This window comes from Pseudomonas sp. Ma2-10, from assembly GCF_054330215.1.
This window is the reverse complement of record NZ_JBTEYL010000010.1, coordinates 41,373-58,386: the sequence shown is the minus strand read 5'-3', so window position 1 is coordinate 58,386 and position 17,014 is coordinate 41,373. Positions and strand designations below refer to the sequence as shown.

Genomic DNA, 17,014 nt, shown 5'->3' with positions numbered 1-17,014 from the left:
CGCGACATTGTGTCCTAGCGGACTGACATGGATCGGACATGAACGAAGAGACAATTCAAAACAAATCACTGGTGATCTTGCTGGGGCTGGTTACCGCCGCGTTCATCTGGATTTTGCTGCCGTTTTATGGCGCGGTGTTCTGGGCGGTGATCCTCAGCAGCCTCTTCGCACCCCTGCAGCGACGACTGCAACTGAAGTTCAGTTGGGAGCGCAACCTGACCTCGCTGCTCACTCTGAGCATCTGCCTGGTGATCGCGATTCTGCCGGTGATCGTCCTCGGTATCTTGCTGGTCCAGGAAGGGGCGGCGCTGTACAAGAGCATTGAAAGCGGTGAATTGGACATCGCCGGGTATGTGACGCAGTTCAAACACAGCCTGCCGCCGTACTTCCAACACTTGCTCAACCGGTTCGGGGTCGGCGAGCTGGACGGGCTGCGAGAGAAAATCATCAAGAGTGCGGTGACAGGCAATGAGTTTATCGCCACGCAGGTTTTCAGTTTCGGTCAGGGCACGTTCGATGTTTTGGTGAGCTTTTTCATCATGCTCTACCTGCTGTTCTTCTTTCTGCGGGACGGCGCCGAACTGGCTCGCAAAGTTCGCGCTGCGGTGCCGCTGCAGGAACACCAGAAACGTCGTTTGCAACTCAAGTTCAATCGCGTGCTACGGGCGACAGTGAAGGGCAACCTGCTGGTGGCCATCACACAGGGCGCATTGGGCGGTTTGATTTTCTGGTTTCTGGATATTCCGAGCGCGTTGCTCTGGGCGGTGCTGATGGCATTTCTGTCGCTGTTGCCCGCGGTGGGGGCGGGGATCGTCTGGGCGCCGGTGGCGGCGTTTTTCCTGTTTACCGGGGGCGATCTGGCAGGGCGTGGTGCTGGGGCTGTTCGGGGTTTTTGTGATCGGCCTGGTGGATAACGTGCTGCGCCCGATCCTGGTGGGCAAGGATACCAATATGCCGGACTATCTGATCCTGATCTCGACCCTGGGCGGTCTGGCGATCTTCGGCCTCAATGGCTTTGTGATCGGGCCGCTGATCGCCGCGCTGTTTATGTCAAGCTGGGCCATCTTCATCGAAACCAAGCCACGGGCGCAGCTGCCTTAAGCGCTGATTTGGCTTTGGCCAATACGTCGCGACAGTGCCTGGGCGACTGGCAGCGAGGTGAGTGGACCACTGATCGGTTCGCCGTCTTGCACCAGGTACCAACAGGCGAGCAATCCTAGCTCTCTGAGCGGTGCGGGAACGGCACTGCCGATAACGGACATGATCTGAACCTGGGACATAAGTACCTCCATCAATCTGTGGAGCCACCTTACGGACCGGACGCTTGAACGAACAATCAACGCTTTCGATAGTCGTCATTGATACCAATGAGGCTTCGCTTCAGTCGACCACCAGATCCAGCATGTGAACCACTTCCTGCTCGTTGATCAGGCCTTTTCGCACCAGGTTTTCTGCCAGCAGCGAAAGAAACTTAGCACTGCGATGGCCTTCCAGGTGTTTGAGTTCGGTCAGTGCGTTGTACACCTTGCTGGAAGTGCACAAGCCGACAATGCGGTGCGGGTTTTGCGTGGGCATGAGGTCGTCCTTGTTTTTATCAACCTGTTGTTAACGGACAGATCCAAGATTGCGGACCTGACATGACATAAATATGACCGTTTTCCCGGCGCGGGGTAAGGATGGCGAGTCAATCTTGCCAACTTGCACCGCAAAGACTGTCCCGACAGCGACCTTGGCAAGATTTATCCAGACCTCTGCCGACGGATGGTCACAAAAAAGACCCCGCTGTTGAGGCGGGGCCTGATGATTGCGTTACCAGCGGCCATAACCGTGGTGAGGGCGGTAGTCACCGCGCGAAGGCCCGTAGTAAACACGTGGCGGGCCGTAGTAAACCGGTGGCGGGCCGTAATAGACCGGTTGTTGCACATAGACCGGTGCCGGCTGGTAATAAACCGGTGGCGGTTGCACGTAAACCGGTTGTTGTACATAGACGGGCCGGTTGCTGTTGATGATGGCCGAACCGACGATGGCCGTGCCAACGATCGCGCCAAATACCGCCGGCCCTTCCCAACCGTGACCGCCGTGACCGCCGCGAGCCTCTGCCTGCCCTGCGATAGCAAGAGCACCGATCAGCAAGGCTGCTGTGGAGATTTTACGGATCATGATAGTTCCTCGGTTCTTCGCCCCGGCGCTTGTGTCTGCAATAGACCCAAGGATTGTCGCGGGGATACTTCTAAGACCGCGTTTTTTTCAAAATCAGCACAGCCGTTGGGTAAATTTTGTGTAAGGTCTGTATTAGCGTCTTTATGGTCCAGTGAGGCCGCGTGCAGACACGCCGTTATGATCGATCAGACCCGATGGGTCGGCTAATTCAGTCCATCTGAAAGTGCTATTCAAGGAGATTTTTCATGCAGATGAACCCCAACAGAGACACCCAGCTGTGCATGTCGCTTTCGGCACGCCCCGGGAATTTTGGCCTGAGGTTTCACAATCATCTGTATGAGCAACTGGACCTGAATTTTTACTACAAGGCCTTCAGCAGTCTGGATCTGTCAGGCGCCGTTGTTGGCATTCGTGCCTTGGGGATTCGCGGTTGCGGTGTGTCGATGCCGTTCAAGGAGGCCTGTATTGCCCTGGTCGACGAGCTGGATGCCTCCGCTGCGGCCATTCAATCGATCAACACGATCGTTAACACTAACGGCCACCTCAAGGCTTACAACACCGATTACATCGCGATCGCCCGGTTGCTTGACACCCACCAGGTGCCGAAGGAATTGACCTTTGCCCTGCGCGGCAGCGGTGGCATGGCCAAGGCTGTGGCCAGCGCCTTGCGCGATGGTGGCTACAAAAATGGCCTGATCGTCGCCCGTAACGAGCGTACCGGACGGGCGTTGGCCCAATCCCTGGGCTATCGATGGCAAGCGGAGCTGGGCGCGGAGCGACCGCAGATGCTGATCAACGTCACACCGATTGGCATGTCCGGCCCCGAGGCTGATCAACTGGCGTTCGATGTTGAAACCATCGCTGCTGCCGAGATTGTCTTCGATGTAGTGGCAGTCCCTTCGGAAACACCGTTGATTATGCGCGCTCGTGCTCAAGGCAAGCGAGTGATCACCGGGTTGGAAGTGATCGCAATCCAGGCGTTGGAGCAGTTCGTGCTGTACACCGGCGTGCGGCCAACCGATGAGCAGTTTCACAACGCCGTGGAATTTGCCCGCAGTGGCCTTGGCTATCCCGGTGCGCAGAACCGAAACCGCGCACCAGATCATCAACATCAGCAACGCTGAGCTGCGCTACCTGGCGGTCAGCACCCAGCAATCACCTGAGATTTGCGAGTACCCGGATTCCGGCAAGTATGCGGGACGGCGAGTAGCGCAGGGTTATTCGAGGCGGGCCAGACGCTCTTCCAGCGCCGCAATTCGCGCCTCAAGCTCTTCGATCCGCTCAACCGATACGCCGCCACCCGCGCCACGCTCGGACGGGTTCTGCCGTGCCGCCAGGATCACTTCGATGTCCGCCGGGTCGCCCAAGGTGTGCATGTAGCGATCTTCACGCTGACCGGCCTGGCGCGTAATCAACAGCGCCAGACCGCGAGCGATCAAGCGTTCCAGTTGATGCACCACCTGTTCGGCATCTTCGAAGTCATGCATGCGGCCGCTGCGGGTCAGCAGTTCATTGACCGTTTGTGGCCCGCGCAGAAACAGCAGCCCCGCAAGAATGACTTGAGCCGGCACCAGTTCCAGTGCCTTGTCGACTTTGTGTTCCCAGCGATCCGCCCGACTGCCCATCACCAGTTTGGTAAAGCCGCGACCTTCGAGGGCACGCAGGCTTTGGCCGACCTGACCCTGGGTGAGGTTCATCACGGGTTCGCGGCTGGTTTTCTGGTTGCAGGCAATCATCAGCGCATTGAGGGTCAGCGGATAGGTTTCCGGGCTGGTGGCCTGTTTTTCGATCAGCGAACCCAGAATGCGGATTTCGGTGCTGTTGAGCCGCGGCTCGTCGAAGGTCGTTTCTTGCTCAGTGCTCATGATTCTGCATTCCTTCCCGGTTTCATGATTTTCTCCTGCTGGCATGCACTTTAGTTTGACGTGTGCCAATGGCAACTGAATTCGTCGCCGCACCTTGGCAATGGTCACAAAACTTAAATCAACCTGTTACGTCTTCTTAACCATCAGACGTGCACCGTATGCAGGGCTGCAGATGACTGCGGTTCATCACGGGTACGGCGAAAATCCCCATCGACGACGTCACCGGCCTTATTAATTGTGCAGTGGAGCAAGGCATGAAGCTGACGTGGGTATCGACCCGCAATAATGCGCTGATCGGCGCGCGCCCGCTATGACCGTACTGGTCACCGGCGCCGCCGGTTTCATCGGGTATCACACGGTCAAGCGCTTGTGTCAGGAAGGTTTTGAGGTGGTCGGTATCGATAATCTCAACGACTACTACAGCGTGGAACTCAAACACGCACGGCTCAAGGCGTTGAAGCCCTTGGCGGGCTTTCATTTTCAGGCACTGGATATCATCGACAAATCGGCCTTGATGGCATTGTTCAAGGATCACGGCTTCACAGAGGTTATCCATCTGGCTGCCCAGGCGGGCGTTCGCTACTCGTTGGACAACCCGGACGTGTATGCGCAATCGAACCTGGTGGGCTTTCTGAATGTGTTGGAAGCCTGCCGACACCATCGCCCCGAACATCTGATTTATGCATCGAGCAGTTCGGTGTACGGCACCAACAGCAAAATGCCGTTCAGCGTCGAAGACCCAGTCGATCATCCGGTTTCGTTGTATGCCGCCAGTAAGCGTGCCAATGAGCTGATGGCCCACAGCTACTGCCATCTGTATGGACTGAAGGCCAGCGGCCTGCGTTTTTTTACCGTTTACGGACCTTGGGGGCGCCCCGACATGGCGTTGTTCAGGTTTACCGAAGCGATCCTCAACGGCAGGCCGATTGATCTCTACAACCAAGGCCAGATGTCGCGCGACTTCACCTACATCGACGACATCGTTGAAAGCATTGCGCGCCTGCGCCCAAGACCGCCGTTATCGGACGGACCTGGCGATGGCGCCCACCGAGTGTTCAACATCGGGCGAGGCTCGCCGGTGGCGCTGCTGGATTTCGTCGAGTGTCTGGAGTCGGCATTGGATAAGGAAGCCCGACGCAATTTCCTGCCGCTGCAGGCTGGCGATGTGGTCAAGACCTGGGCGGATGTGTCGGCATTGGCGCAGTGGATCGATTTCCGTCCACACGTGACGGTTGAGGTTGGCGTCGCGGAATTTGTGAAGTGGTATCGCCACTTTTATCAGAGATGAAATGTTGGCCCTTGATCATGAAAATCCAGGGTAATAGGGGCCTCTATGAGCCAAGACATATTTGTATCCGTTCTGATTCCGGCAAAGAACGAGGCGAGCAATCTCAAATCACTGCTCGAAGAAATCCGTATCGCACTGATCGATGAGGCGTATGAAATCATCGTCGTGGACGATGGCAGTACTGATGCCTCCTTGCAGGAACTGCAGCAAACCCGGCACAGCGGCCTGAGCACGTTGCGTATCCTGCGCCATGAGCGTTCGCTGGGGCAGAGCACATCGCTCTACCATGCGGCGCTCGCCGCTCGGGGCCAGTGGCTGGCCACGCTCGATGGCGACGGTCAGAACGACCCGGCGGATATCCCCGGCATGCTGGCATTAGTGCGCAGTGCGCAGGGCCGCGGCGACCTGCAGTTGGTGGCCGGGCACCGGGTCAACCGTCGCGATACCGCGAGCAAGCGCTGGGCCTCGCGTGTTGCCAACGGGTTGCGCCGCCGGATGCTCAAGGACCAGACGCCGGACACCGGCTGCGGGCTGAAACTGATACAGCGGGCGGCGTTTCTGCGCTTGCCGTACTTCGACCACATGCACCGGTTCATTCCTGCCCTGATCCAGCGTCATAACGGCCGCATGATCACCCATCCGGTCAATCATCGGCCTCGCACGGCCGGGGTATCCAAATACGGAAATATCGACCGCGCCCTGGTGGGCATTCTCGATCTGATCGGCGTCTGGTGGCTGATCAGGCGCACGCGCCTGCATGCCCATGCGCAGGAGATCGAAGGATGAACCTGTCCCGCGAAACCCTGTGGCTGGTGGTCGGTTTCAGTGGCCAGATCGCCTTCACCGGTCGCTTTGTCCTGCAGTGGCTGTGCAGCGAGTACAAGAAGCGCAGCGTAATTCCGGTGAGCTTCTGGTACCTGAGCATCGTCGGCAGTGCGCTGCTGTTCGCTTACGCCATTTACCGACGAGACCCGGTTTTCATCGCCGGTCAAGCGTTCGGCTCGATCGTCTATTTGCGCAACCTGCAATTGATTGCCCGCAGAAAAACCTTGAAGGACTGAACCGTGCGCCGAACCCTGTCACCCAGCGTCGAATGCCTGGGGCTGATGTTGCTTGCTCTTTTGTTGGTCGGCGCCGGGTTTGGGCTGCGCCAGCCGCAGAATGTCGACGAGGAGCGCTTCCTCGGCGTTGCGCTGGAGATGCTGCAAAACGGATCTTGGTTGATTCCCCACCGAGCCACTGAAATCTACGGCGATAAACCACCGATTTTTATGTGGACGGTGGCGTTTTTTACCTGGATCACCGGAATGCCAGCCGTTGCCCTTTATATTCCGGGGCTGTTGTCTGCCACATCGGTCACGGCCATGCTCTACGACTTGGGTCGCCGGTTGTGGAATCAGCGGGCTGGACGAACAGCAGCGCTGTTGTACCTGGCCACCTATCAGACCTACAGCATTCTGCGGACCGGTCAGATCGACAGTTTTCTGATTCTGTTCACCACTCTGGGCCTGTACGGCCTGGCTCGTCACTTGCTGCTCGGGCCCGCCTGGCGGTGGTTTTACGCGGGTTGCGCGGCCATGGGCATTGGCGTGATCACCAAAGGGGTCGGCTTCGTCCCGGCGTTGATGCTGATTCCGTATGCCTACGCGGTGCGCAAAGGCTGGCCTGGCGTGGTGGCCATGCCAGGCGAGGCGCGCAAGTGGTGCCTGGGTTTTTTGGGGGTGCTTGGCGCCGTCGCGATCTGGCTGCTGCCCTTGGCGGTGTCCATCGCATTCAATGGCGCCGCTGACGAAATCGCTTACGCACGGGAAATTCTGCTGCGCCAGACAGCGGGGCGCTATGCCGCCGCGTGGGATCACCGAGAACCGTTCTGGTACTTCTTCGTCAAGGTCATCCCGCAATACTGGATGCCGTTGGTGCTGGCCTTGCCGTGGCTCGTGCCCGCCTGGCGCAGGCAGTTGCGCAAGCGCGACGGTCGAGTGCTGGTGCTGCTGGGTTGGGTCGTACTGGTCGTACTGTTCTTCTGCCTGAGCAGTGGTAAACGCAAGTTGTACATCTATCCGGCGTTGCCGGGGCTGGTGCTGGTTGCCGCGCCGCTGATTCCGTGGCTGCTCAAGCGCTGGTTCGGCACGCGTCCGCGCGGCCGGCGGGTATTGCAAGTGTTGACCGTCACGTGGCTCACGCTGTGGTTCGCTCGCGGTTTCATCGACCCGATCAAGGACGGGCCCAATCCCCACGAGGCACTGATGGCGCAAGCGGCGGCGATGACTCAAGGCGCAGACCTGGTGCTGGTCAACTGGCGTGAGGGGCATTGGTTATTCGCCCGACAGCCGATCGTGCATTTCGGGATGATCGGCTCCACGGTCGAGCAGGCCGCTCAATGGCTGCGCGAACACCGTCAGGCGTACGCCTTGGTGCCCGATGAACTGCTGAGCCGATGTTTCAATCCACAGGTCGCCCGTGAATTGGGGGGAACTTCGCGCGCGCAGTGGTCGATCGTCGGTGCCGATGCTGATAACGGCCGTTGTCATCCCGGACAGCCAGCCAATATCTATCGCTTCACCTGGGACCGCGCATGGCTATAATCGCCCCACGTTTCCCTCCTGTCACAACACGAGACTGCCATGACTATTTCTCTGTATGCCGCATCCGTCCCGGTTTTCAAACAAATGCTCAACGCCCTGAGCGACGTTTTGAACAAGGCCGAAGCCCACGCCACTGCCAAGAACATCGACCCAAATGCTTACCTGCAAGCCCGTCTGTACCCGGACATGTTCCCGCTGGTCCGTCAGGTGCAGATCGCTGTTGATTTCGCCAAGGGCGTTTCCGCGCGTCTGGCTGAAGTTGAACTGCCGAAATACGACGACACCGAAACCACCTTCGCCGAGCTTCAAACGCTGATCGCCAAAGTGCTGGCCTTCATCGGCGAGATCAAACCTGAACAGATCGACGGCAAGGAAGGCATCGAAATCATCACCCGTCAGGGCACGCCGAAAGAGAAGCGCTTCACCGGCCAGGCTTACCTGCTGAGCTACGGTCTGCCGCAATTTTTCTTCCACGTCACCACCACCTATGCACTGCTGCGTCACAACGGTGTGGAAGTAGGCAAGCGCGATTACATGGGCGCGTTCTAAACCTCCCGACGTTAAAAAGCCCGCCAAGGTGTGAACCTTGGCGGGCTTTTTAATGCGCCGGACTTAAGCCCGGCGTTGTGCTTTTTCGTCTTCGCCCAGGCACGCCGCCGCGGTGAACAGTACATCGGTGGAGGAGTTCAGCGCGGTTTCCGCCGAGTCCTGCAGCACTCCGATGATGAACCCGACGGCCACCACCTGCATGGCGATTTCACTGGGGATGCCAAACAGGCTGCACGCCAGTGGAATCAACAGTAACGAGCCGCCCGCCACGCCCGAAGCGCCACAGGCACAGATCGCCGCGACGAGGCTCAGCAGGATGGCGGTCGGAATGTCCACGGCGATGCCCTGCGTGTGCACGGCGGCCAGGGTCAGCACGGTAATGGTGATCGCCGCGCCCGCCATGTTGATGGTTGCGCCCAGTGGGATCGAGACCGAGTAGGTGTCTTCGTGCAGGCCCAGGCGCTTGCTCAATTCCAGATTGACCGGAATGTTCGCCGCCGAGCTGCGGGTGAAAAACGCCGTGATGCCGCTTTCCCGCAGGCACATCAGCACCAACGGATACGGGTTGCGACGCAGCTTCCAGAATACGATGATCGGGTTCATCACCAGCGCCACAAACAGCATGCAGCCCAGTAATACCGCCAGCAGATGCACATAGCCGATCAAGGCTCCAAACCCGGAGGTAGCGAGGGTGGACGCCACCAGGCCGAAAATGCCCAGCGGCGCAAAACGAATCACCAAACGCACGATCAGGGTCACGCCGTTGGACAAGTCGCCAAGCACCTCGCGCGTGGTGTCACCGGCATGGCGAATAGCAATGCCCATGCCAATCGCCCACGCCAGAATGCCGATAAAGTTGGCATTCATCAGCGCGTGGACCGGGTTGTCGACCACGCTCAACAGCAGGCTTTTCAGCACTTCACTGATACCGCCTGGCGCGGTGACCGCAATGTCGTGAGCCGCCAATACCAGGGTCGAGGGGAACAACGTACTGGCGACAACGGCCACCGACGCCGCCGCGAAAGTCCCCAGCAGATAGAGAAACAGAATCGGCCGGATGTGGGTTTCCTGGCCGTGCTTATGGTTGGCGATGGACGCCATGACCAGCACGAACACCAGAATCGGCGCGACAGCTTTAAGCGCCGATACGAAAACTTTGCCGATAAACGCAGTGGACTTTGCTACCTCCGGCGCGAACAGGGCCAGGGCAATCCCGGCGATGAGGCTGATGATGATCTGTGTGACCAGGCTTAAGCGATTCAGGCGTAACCATAGCGAAGGGGATGAAACGGTCATAAAACGGCATCTCTGATTTTTTAGGTGCGGGCGTATCGCGACATCAATGCCAATCAATGGCCGATGAATAAGGTGTACGTATCGCAGGGCGCGGACTTTATCACAGGGTGGTCTTTATCCTTCAGACCTGTGACGATCTGCCGCCCGCGGGGTCAACGAGATCGGCAGGTTCGTGCAACCCTGATCGGAAACACTCTGTTAAGATTCGCCATCCTCATTTTCAAGTCATGCCAGTGGGCCTTCGGGCTACCGCTGGTGTCGTTGTTTTCTGGAGTTCTGCATGCTGTTGCCCATCCTTCTGTTGTCTGCTGCCGGCTTTACGGTGCTGACCACGGAATTCATCATCATCGGCCTGTTGCCGGCGATCGCTCGAGACCTTGACGTCAGCATCCCCCAGGCGGGTTTGCTGGTGACCTTGTTCGCCTTCACGGTCGCGGCATTCGGGCCGTTCCTGACTGCGTACTTCGCCCGCTTCGAGCGCCGCAAGTTGTTCATCTCGGTGCTGATCATGTTCGGCCTGGCCAACACCCTTGCGGCATTTGCGCCAAATATCTGGGTGATGTCCGTCGCCCGATTGATCCCCGCGTTGGGGTTGCCGGTGTTCTGGGCGCTGGCCAGTGAAACCGCGGTGGACATTGTCGGCCCGGACTACGCCGGCCGCGCCATCGCCAAGATTGGTTTCGGCATTGTTTGCGCCACGGTGTTCGGCATTCCGGTGGGCACACTGATCTCCGATGCGTTCGGTTGGCGCAGTGCCTTCGGCATTCTGGCGGTGATCGCGTTTGCTAAGGCGTTGCTGCTGTTTATCTACCTGCCGAAAACCAATCTGCACCAGCATCAGGTGAGCTTTCGCTCGCAGTTCAGAATCCTGCGCAGTCCGCTGATGGTAGGCCATGTGCTGCTGTCGATCCTGGTGTTTAGCGGCATGTTCACCGCTTACACCTATCTGGCGGACATTCTTGAGCGACTGGCCGGTTTCAACGGCACGGTGGTCGGCTGGTGCCTGATGGGCTTCGGCGCGGTCGGCTTGATCGGCAACTCATTGGGCGGACGCGCGGTGGATCGTCACCCGTTGATCGCCTCGATGATGTTCTGCGCGTTCATGATCGCCGGCCTGGTGGCGTTGGTACCAAACATCCATTCGCCGCTGGGTCTGGCAGCGGCGATGGGGATCTGGGGCGTGACTCAGGCGGCGTTGTTCCTGGTCAGCCATGTGCGATTGATGAAGGCTGCACCCGAAGCGCCGGCGTTCGCCGCATCGCTGAACATTGCCGGGGCTAACCTCGGGATCGGCCTGGGCGCCATGATCGGCGGCAGGGTCATTGACGGTGTAGGCCTGCAAGGTCTTGGTTTCGCGGCGTCCGCTTTTATCCTCGCCTCGATCCTCTTGGCCATCGCGCTGATGACCTTCAAGCCCCGCGAAGTCTGCGCCTGACACCTCACAGCTCGGTGAACAGCTTGCGTCGGGCCGCTTCGGTAATGGCGACAATGCCGGGGTGCTTGACCTTGCGTTCCACCGAAATGGCGTAGAACGACTCGGTTACCGCGTCGGTCTGGCCAATCAATTCCACACCGTATTGGCGTTTCACTTCATCGGCAATCACGCTCGGGCCGATGAAAATCCCGCTGCCGGATTGGCCGAAAGCCTGCATCAAGGCGCTGTCGTCGAATTCGCCGACGATGCGCGGCTGGATCTGCTGCTCGGCAAACCAGCGCTGCAAGCGACTGCGCACCACGGTCTCCGGCCCTGGAATCAGCAGCGGTGCGCCGTGCAGGCGGCGGGGGAAATCCTGACCGTATTGCGCCGCCAGTTCAGCCGTGGCGAAGAAGCTGATCCCGCATTCCCCGAGTTTCTGGCTGTAGCCCTTGATGTCCAGATGCGATGGCATCGGGCTGTCGGAGATCACCAGGTCGAGCCGCTGGATCGCCAGGTCGGCGAGCAAGCGTTCCAGTTTGTCTTCCCGGCAGGTGATGCGCAGCGGTTCGCTCAATCCCATGGTCGGCGCAATCAGGCGATAGACGATGGATTTGGGCACCACATCTGCCACCCCTACCCGAAACAGAATTTGCTGTTCGTTGGGCTGAGCTCGCAGCATCAGCTCCAATTCGCCGCCCAGCTGAAACATTTGCTCGGCGTAGGGCAGGGTTTGACGCCCGGCTTCGGTGAGTTCCAGCTGCCGGCCGACCCGGCGAAACAACTCGATGCCATAGGTTTGTTCGAGCAGGGAAATCTGCCCGCTGATGGTCTGCGGTGTCAGATTCAACTGCTCGCAGGCGCGCACGATACTGCCGGTTTTGGCCACCACCCAGAAGTAATGCAATTGCCGATAGTTGAGCATGACGACCTACAGTTCGTAAAAACCGAAGTATAACTGCAAAAAATACGAATTTTCCTGAAGTGTTCGCCTCCCTAGAATGCCCCGCTATCAACGGGTGGCCTTTTCGGCCCTGTTTGTTCTATCGAGGAAAGCATCATGAAGCTTAAAACCACGGCACTGTTGATCACGTCTTTACTGGTATTGGCCGGTTGTGATCAGGCCGAAAAAAGCGCTCAGCAACTGATGGGCAAGGCTGCCGAAACCGCCAAACAAGCGATCGACGACACCCACAAAGCTGCCGAGCAGGCAATCAGTGACGCCACTGGCGGCCTGATCAGCAAGAAAGAACAACCGGCCAAAGAAACGGACAAAACCGATTCTACGTCCCTGGAAATCTAAACCGTCTCAAAGAGTCAGGACTGACCCATGGAATACCTTTTAGAACTTGCTGCAAGCCCCACTGCCTGGGTCGCCCTGGCTACGTTGATCGTCATGGAAATCGTGCTCGGCATCGATAACCTGATCTTCATTTCGATCCTGACCAATAAACTGCCCGAGCAGCACCGGCAGAAGGCGCGGCGCATTGGTATCGGCATGGCGCTGATCCTGCGACTGGCGCTGCTGAGCACCATCGCGTTCATCGTCCAGTTGACTGAGCCTGTGATCGATATCTTCGGCCAGACGTTCTCCTGGAAGGACATGATCCTGATTGCCGGCGGCCTGTTCCTGTTGTGGAAAGCGACCACCGAGATTCATCACAGCATGGACCCGGCACCGGATGATCCGACATCGGCCACCTCGACCGTGACCTTGGGCTTTGCCGCCGCGATCGGTCAGATCCTGCTGCTGGACATGGTGTTCTCCATTGACAGCATCATTACCGCTGTCGGCATGACCGAGCATTTGCCGATCATGATCATCGCGGTGGTGGTGTCGGTACTGGTGATGTTGCTGGCGGCCGATCCTCTGGCCAAGTTCATCAACGACAACCCGACGGTGGTGATGCTGGCGCTGGGCTTCCTGATCATGATCGGCATGACGCTGATCGCCGAAGGCTTCGGTGCCCACGTACCGAAAGGTTACGTCTATGCGGCCATGGCGTTCTCGGCGACGATCGAGGGCTTGAATATGATGTCGCGACGGGCAAAGCAGAAGCGATTAGCCGCTGAAGTTTAACCTGCGTTAAACGAAACGGCCGCCTGCGCTCGAAAGCGCCCAGGCGGCCGTTTTTGTTTGGATACACAAAAGTGTCGGTCAGTGCGCGGTAGCGTGCTGTTCAGCGGTTTTATCGGGTGTCGCCACTGGCGCCGACTGAGCCGGATGATGGTGCCGGCGGGTAATGCGCAGGACCCCCCATAACATGGCAGTGGCAACGGCCAGCCAGCCAGAAATCAACATCACAATGGTCATTGTCAGGCTCATCAGTGCCTCCTCTTCGCCCTGTTGCGGGCGCACACTCTTTGCACGTGACAGTCTAGTCGCTGCTGTGTTTCAAGCTGTTCACCAAAGGTCGGCTGTCACCAATCAGTTCGCTCTATCGAATGCCATCATCTACCGGTTAAGGCTATACCGCTGCTGCTCGGCGTCCTATGATCGACGGCCAAGCCGGGAGTGCGTATGCCTGGCGTCTGATCAAGAGAGTGATGATGGTGCGGGTATTTTCTCGAATTCGATCTTTAGTGCTGGTCGTTGGCTGCGTTGCAGGTCTGACTGGCTGCGCGGGGAGTGTGGCGCCTGAAATCAAACGCCTGCCGGAGCGTGTCGAGCTCAGTGGCACGTTCTACCGCGGCATGGCGAACCAGAGTGGGCCGCAAGTGCTGGCCAGCATACTATCCCAGCAAGGCATTGTGATTACGCCAGGCCTGCTCGAAAAACCATTGCATTTACCGGGTGCCGAAGCCCAGTTGCAGCAGAACATGCAGAACCTCGCTCGCGACTACGGCATGGTCGTCTATCCCCTCGACAGCAATCTGCCTGCCCTGTTGACTCAGGTGGCGGCCGGTTACCCGGTGATGGTGCGTTTCACGGAAGGCTCGGCGTTCTGGGCTGAACCGCGTTACGCCATTCTTGCCGGGTACAACCGTCAGAAGCAAACAGTGCTGCTGCGCGCGGGCATGAATCGTCGGGAATTGATGGGCTTCGGTTCGTTTGAATCGGCGCTCAAGGATGCCGGTGGCTGGGCCGTGCTGATTCAGAAGCCGAATCAACTGCCGGCCAATGTCGATCAACAGCGATGGCTCAAGGCAGCAAGCGACCTTGCCCAGGCAGGACAGGAGCGGGCCGCCGCCAGGGCGAAGAAAGCGCTGAGTGCGCAATAAGTCCGTTCGTCATCTGTCGGGCACCCTTGCACGTTGCCGACCTCTAAAGACGTAGAGCCCGGATCTCTCCGGGCCAGACTCAAAGGAGGTGCCCATGACACATTCCACTACCCCCGTCGGCCCGCACTCGTCTGAGCATTCTTCGGGTGATGAGTTGGGCTTCGATCCCGACTCGCCAGACCTCGCCGATCCTCAGGTCGACCCCATCGGACCTGCCAAGGCGCCCAGGGATGTGAAGCCGGGCGACAATACCAAGGCTCCCGCGAAGCCTTACGATCCACTGGCCGATCTGAAACCTTGAGCCTGAGTGAGGTGCGTATGTCTACCGATTCGAGTTTCAACGACAAACGTCCGGACAGCGTTCCAACCACGCCGCAAGAGGGTGTTGACCCCGTGATGGATCCGAACGATCCGTTAAGGGATCCCTTGGCGCGTCCGATGGTAGTGCCAACGGAACATCCCCACGGCACGAGAGATCCGAATGCCGGGGACGGCATTCCAGATGGCGACCAGATGCCGTTGCCCAATGATTAACACTGGACGAAAAAAGCCCCGAACAATCGGGGCTTTCGTTTACCTGTCGTTTACTTATTTCGACGCTTCAACCACGCCGCTCTGACGATGCTTGAGATTCTTGTCGGATTTGTACTGCAACGCTACAGACGGCACGTTCGTGCTCTTGCCGGTTTCCACCCAACTGCGAATGCGACTGGCGTCGGCAAAGTGTGTGTACTTGCCAAAGGCGTCGAGGATGACCAGCGCAACCGGGCGATTGCCCATGCTGGTGACCAGCACCAGGCAGTGACCTGCCTCATTGGTGAAGCCGGTTTTCGTCAGCTTGATATCCCAGTTTGGCTTGTTGACCAAATGGTCGGTATTACGGAAACCCAGGCTGTAGTTGGGTTTACGGAACGAGACGGTTTTTTCCTTGGTCGTACTCAGCTCGGTCAGCAGCGGGTACTTGTGCGCAGCGATCAGCAGTTTGCTCAGGTCGCGGGCCGTGGACACGTTGCGAGGGGAGAGGCCGGTGGGTTCGACGAAGTGTGTGCTGGTCATGCCCAGTGCTTTCGCCTTGGCATTCATTGCGGCAATGAACGCGACGTAGCCACCCGGATAATGATGGGCCAGGCTCGCGGCAGCACGGTTTTCCGAGGACATCAGGGCAATCAGCAGCATTTCCCTGCGCGGTAATTCGCTTTTGAGTTTCACGCGGGAGAACACGCCTTTCATTTCCGGCGTGTCGCTGATGTTGATGGACAGGTATTCGTCCAGGTTCTGTCTGGCTTCAACCACGATCAGCCCAGTCATCAGTTTACTGACGGAAGCGATCGGCACAACCACGTCAGGATTGCTGGCATAGATGACTTTGTTGGTCTGCAGATCTAACAGCAATGCGCTGCCGGAAGCGATCTTCAGTTGTGACGTATCCCGCGGCGCCGAAGTGGTGTCCGCAGCGTTGGTCATTGGCGTGGTGAAAGTCCCTGTAAATGCAAAAAATAGGCTCAGGATGGAAAGACGGATTTTCACGCTGGCAAACTCGTTAGGTGTGGATAAACCGTTATGTAACGGGTTGTTTCTTTAAAAACGATGCATTTTAGGAGTATGGCTGAAGAACTGTCGATGGTTGTTCAATGAACAGGTCGAAGTCCTAGAAAGCCCCTATAAACAGTAGGTTTCCGGCGAGTGGTAGCGTTTTTAGTTCAGGCAAAAAAAACCCCGCCAATGGCGGGGTTCCGTTGTTCGTCGCCGCAATGAAAATGCGAACTCAGCTGTGCAGTGTTTCGGCAGCGTACAGCGTGTTTTCCAGCAGGCAAGCGCGGGTCATCGGGCCAACGCCACCTGGGACTGGAGTGATCCAGCCGGCGCGGGGCAGGGCGGTGTCGTAGATCACGTCGCCGACCAGTTTGCCGTCTTCCTGGCGGTTGATACCGACGTCGATCACGATCGCGCCTTCCTTGATCCACTCACCCTTTACCAGCCCCGGCTTGCCGGCGGCGACCACCACCAGATCGGCGCGACCGACGTGGCCTGCCAGATCCTTGGTGAAGCGGTGGGTGACGGTCACGGTGCAGCCAGCCAGCAGTAATTCCATCGCCATCGGGCGGCCAACAATGTTGGAAGCCCCGACAACCACTGCGTCCATCCCGTAGAGATCGACACCGGTGCTTTCCAGCAACGTCATGATGCCTTTAGGGGTGCACGGACGCAGCAACGGAATACGCTGGGCGAGGCGGCCGACGTTATAAGGATGGAAACCGTCGACGTCCTTGTCGGGACGAATGCGTTCCAGCAATCTGGAGGCGTCCAGGTGTTCAGGTAAAGGAAGTTGAAGCAGAACGCCATCAATCGCAGGATCGTCGTTCAGGCGATCGATCAGATCGGTCAGCGCTTCTTGAGTGGTTTCGGAAGGCAGGTCGTAGGCTTGGGAAATGAAGCCGACCTCTTCACAGTCTTTACGCTTGTGCGAGACATAAACCTGAGAGGCGGGATCGCTGCCGACCAGGATCACCGCGAGACCGGGCGTGCGCAGACCTTGCTGGCGACGCTCGTTGACGCGTTTGGCGATCTGCTGGCGCAGGCTGGCGGCGATCGATTTGCCGTCGATTAGTTGTGCAGTCATTGCGCGTGGTTAACC

The 17,014-nt window shown here is 58.3% G+C and carries 21 protein-coding genes and 2 pseudogenes; 14 read left to right on the top strand and 9 right to left on the bottom strand.

All coding sequences use genetic code 11. The annotated features are described in order from the left end of the window. The first annotated feature begins 38 nt into the window (after window positions 1-38). Window positions 39-1,101 (top strand): annotated as a pseudogene (locus ACXPVS_RS14390) (AI-2E family transporter). Here the strand turns inward: ACXPVS_RS14390 and ACXPVS_RS14385 are convergent. The 3 genes from ACXPVS_RS14385 to ACXPVS_RS14375 form a co-directional block, all read right to left on the bottom strand. Then, the gene (locus tag ACXPVS_RS14385) at window positions 1,098-1,280 is read right to left on the bottom strand and encodes a hypothetical protein (RefSeq protein WP_458510532.1); all 183 of its coding nucleotides are present in this window, start codon (window positions 1,278-1,280) and stop codon (window positions 1,098-1,100) included. The pseudogene ACXPVS_RS14390 and the gene ACXPVS_RS14385 overlap by 4 nt on opposite strands. 100 nt (window positions 1,281-1,380) lie before the next feature. Next, window positions 1,381-1,575 (bottom strand): hypothetical protein, encoded by a 195-nt coding sequence (locus tag ACXPVS_RS14380; protein WP_458510531.1) that lies wholly within the window; start codon window positions 1,573-1,575, stop codon window positions 1,381-1,383. A 234-nt stretch (window positions 1,576-1,809) separates the two neighbouring features. Beyond that, entirely contained in the window at window positions 1,810-2,160 is a 351-nt protein-coding gene (locus ACXPVS_RS14375) for a hypothetical protein (protein ID WP_458510530.1), read from the bottom strand. A 245-nt stretch (window positions 2,161-2,405) separates the two neighbouring features. On the opposite strand from ACXPVS_RS14375, the gene ACXPVS_RS14370 reads away from it, so the two are divergent. Then, complete coding sequence (locus ACXPVS_RS14370; protein WP_458510529.1) at window positions 2,406-3,284, top strand: shikimate 5-dehydrogenase; 879 nt, start codon at window positions 2,406-2,408, stop codon at window positions 3,282-3,284. Next, a pseudogene (locus ACXPVS_RS14365) lies at window positions 3,247-3,357 on the top strand (cupin domain-containing protein); the annotation flags it as partial. The gene ACXPVS_RS14370 and the pseudogene ACXPVS_RS14365, both read left to right, overlap by 38 nt. 20 nt (window positions 3,358-3,377) lie before the next feature. Here ACXPVS_RS14365 and ACXPVS_RS14360 read toward each other — a convergent pair. Next, the gene (locus tag ACXPVS_RS14360; RefSeq protein ID WP_458510528.1) at window positions 3,378-4,025 is read right to left on the bottom strand and encodes a YceH family protein; all 648 of its coding nucleotides are present in this window, start codon (window positions 4,023-4,025) and stop codon (window positions 3,378-3,380) included. 310 nt (window positions 4,026-4,335) lie between these two features. Here ACXPVS_RS14360 and ACXPVS_RS14355 point away from each other — a divergent pair, with 310 nt between their 5' ends. Genes ACXPVS_RS14355 through ACXPVS_RS14335 form a run of 5 tightly spaced genes read left to right on the top strand, consistent with a single transcriptional unit; the run spans window position 4,336 to window position 8,447 of the window. After that, window positions 4,336-5,313 carry an NAD-dependent epimerase gene (locus tag ACXPVS_RS14355; protein WP_458510527.1) on the top strand — a complete coding sequence of 326 codons (978 nt, stop codon included), beginning with the start codon at window positions 4,336-4,338 and terminating at the stop codon, window positions 5,311-5,313. Between the two features lie 45 nt (window positions 5,314-5,358). Next, window positions 5,359-6,099 carry a glycosyltransferase family 2 protein gene (locus ACXPVS_RS14350; RefSeq protein WP_458510526.1) on the top strand — a complete coding sequence of 247 codons (741 nt, stop codon included), beginning with the start codon at window positions 5,359-5,361 and terminating at the stop codon, window positions 6,097-6,099. Continuing rightward, the gene (locus tag ACXPVS_RS14345) at window positions 6,096-6,374 is read left to right on the top strand and encodes a lipid-A-disaccharide synthase N-terminal domain-containing protein (RefSeq protein WP_458510525.1); all 279 of its coding nucleotides are present in this window, start codon (window positions 6,096-6,098) and stop codon (window positions 6,372-6,374) included. The genes ACXPVS_RS14350 and ACXPVS_RS14345 overlap by 4 nt, the downstream gene beginning before the upstream one ends. 3 nt (window positions 6,375-6,377) lie before the next feature. After that, window positions 6,378-7,898: an ArnT family glycosyltransferase gene (locus ACXPVS_RS14340; protein ID WP_458510524.1), complete on the top strand. Its 1,521-nt coding sequence runs from the start codon at window positions 6,378-6,380 to the stop codon at window positions 7,896-7,898. 39 nt (window positions 7,899-7,937) lie between these two features. Then, complete coding sequence (locus ACXPVS_RS14335; protein WP_458510523.1) at window positions 7,938-8,447, top strand: DUF1993 domain-containing protein; 510 nt, start codon at window positions 7,938-7,940, stop codon at window positions 8,445-8,447. Window positions 8,448-8,510: 63 nt separating this feature from the next. On the opposite strand, the gene sstT is transcribed toward ACXPVS_RS14335, so the two are convergent. Next, on the bottom strand, window positions 8,511-9,743 hold the full coding sequence (gene sstT / locus ACXPVS_RS14330; protein ID WP_458510522.1) for a serine/threonine transporter SstT: 1,233 nt from the start codon (window positions 9,741-9,743) through the stop codon (window positions 8,511-8,513). Window positions 9,744-10,023: 280 nt separating this feature from the next. Between sstT and ACXPVS_RS14325 the strand changes: the two genes are divergently transcribed. Next, window positions 10,024-11,178 (top strand): MFS transporter, encoded by a 1,155-nt coding sequence (locus ACXPVS_RS14325; protein ID WP_458510521.1) that lies wholly within the window; start codon window positions 10,024-10,026, stop codon window positions 11,176-11,178. A 4-nt stretch (window positions 11,179-11,182) separates the two neighbouring features. On the opposite strand, the gene nhaR is transcribed toward ACXPVS_RS14325, so the two are convergent. Next, the gene (gene nhaR, locus ACXPVS_RS14320; protein WP_458510520.1) at window positions 11,183-12,082 is read right to left on the bottom strand and encodes a transcriptional activator NhaR; all 900 of its coding nucleotides are present in this window, start codon (window positions 12,080-12,082) and stop codon (window positions 11,183-11,185) included. Window positions 12,083-12,217: 135 nt separating this feature from the next. Between nhaR and ACXPVS_RS14315 the strand changes: the two genes are divergently transcribed. Then, window positions 12,218-12,460 carry a hypothetical protein gene (locus tag ACXPVS_RS14315; protein WP_458510519.1) on the top strand — a complete coding sequence of 81 codons (243 nt, stop codon included), beginning with the start codon at window positions 12,218-12,220 and terminating at the stop codon, window positions 12,458-12,460. A 27-nt stretch (window positions 12,461-12,487) separates the two neighbouring features. Beyond that, a complete protein-coding gene (locus ACXPVS_RS14310; RefSeq protein WP_458510518.1) occupies window positions 12,488-13,237 on the top strand; it encodes a TerC family protein in 750 nt (249 codons plus the stop codon). A gap of 78 nt (window positions 13,238-13,315) precedes the next feature. Here the strand turns inward: ACXPVS_RS14310 and ACXPVS_RS14305 are convergent, their stop codons facing one another. Then, window positions 13,316-13,483: a hypothetical protein gene (locus ACXPVS_RS14305; protein ID WP_458510517.1), complete on the bottom strand. Its 168-nt coding sequence runs from the start codon at window positions 13,481-13,483 to the stop codon at window positions 13,316-13,318. A gap of 167 nt (window positions 13,484-13,650) precedes the next feature. Here ACXPVS_RS14305 and ACXPVS_RS14300 point away from each other — a divergent pair, with 167 nt between their 5' ends. The 3 genes from ACXPVS_RS14300 (at window position 13,651) to ACXPVS_RS14290 (ending at window position 14,913) form a co-directional block, all read left to right on the top strand. Next, the gene (locus ACXPVS_RS14300; protein WP_458510516.1) at window positions 13,651-14,379 is read left to right on the top strand and encodes a peptidase C39 family protein; all 729 of its coding nucleotides are present in this window, start codon (window positions 13,651-13,653) and stop codon (window positions 14,377-14,379) included. A gap of 94 nt (window positions 14,380-14,473) precedes the next feature. Then, the gene (locus tag ACXPVS_RS14295) at window positions 14,474-14,680 is read left to right on the top strand and encodes a DUF6021 family protein (protein WP_458510515.1); all 207 of its coding nucleotides are present in this window, start codon (window positions 14,474-14,476) and stop codon (window positions 14,678-14,680) included. Between the two features lie 17 nt (window positions 14,681-14,697). Beyond that, complete coding sequence (locus ACXPVS_RS14290) at window positions 14,698-14,913, top strand: hypothetical protein (protein ID WP_458510514.1); 216 nt, start codon at window positions 14,698-14,700, stop codon at window positions 14,911-14,913. Window positions 14,914-14,967: 54 nt separating this feature from the next. Here ACXPVS_RS14290 and pbpG read toward each other — a convergent pair whose 3' ends face one another. Together pbpG and folD are read right to left on the bottom strand one after the other, a co-directional pair. Further along, window positions 14,968-15,906, bottom strand: coding sequence for a D-alanyl-D-alanine endopeptidase (gene pbpG, locus ACXPVS_RS14285; RefSeq protein WP_458510513.1), 939 nt, complete (start codon window positions 15,904-15,906; stop codon window positions 14,968-14,970). Between the two features lie 238 nt (window positions 15,907-16,144). After that, window positions 16,145-16,999 (bottom strand): bifunctional methylenetetrahydrofolate dehydrogenase/methenyltetrahydrofolate cyclohydrolase FolD, encoded by an 855-nt coding sequence (gene folD, locus ACXPVS_RS14280; RefSeq protein WP_458510512.1) that lies wholly within the window; start codon window positions 16,997-16,999, stop codon window positions 16,145-16,147. Window positions 17,000-17,014: the final 15 nt, after the last annotated feature.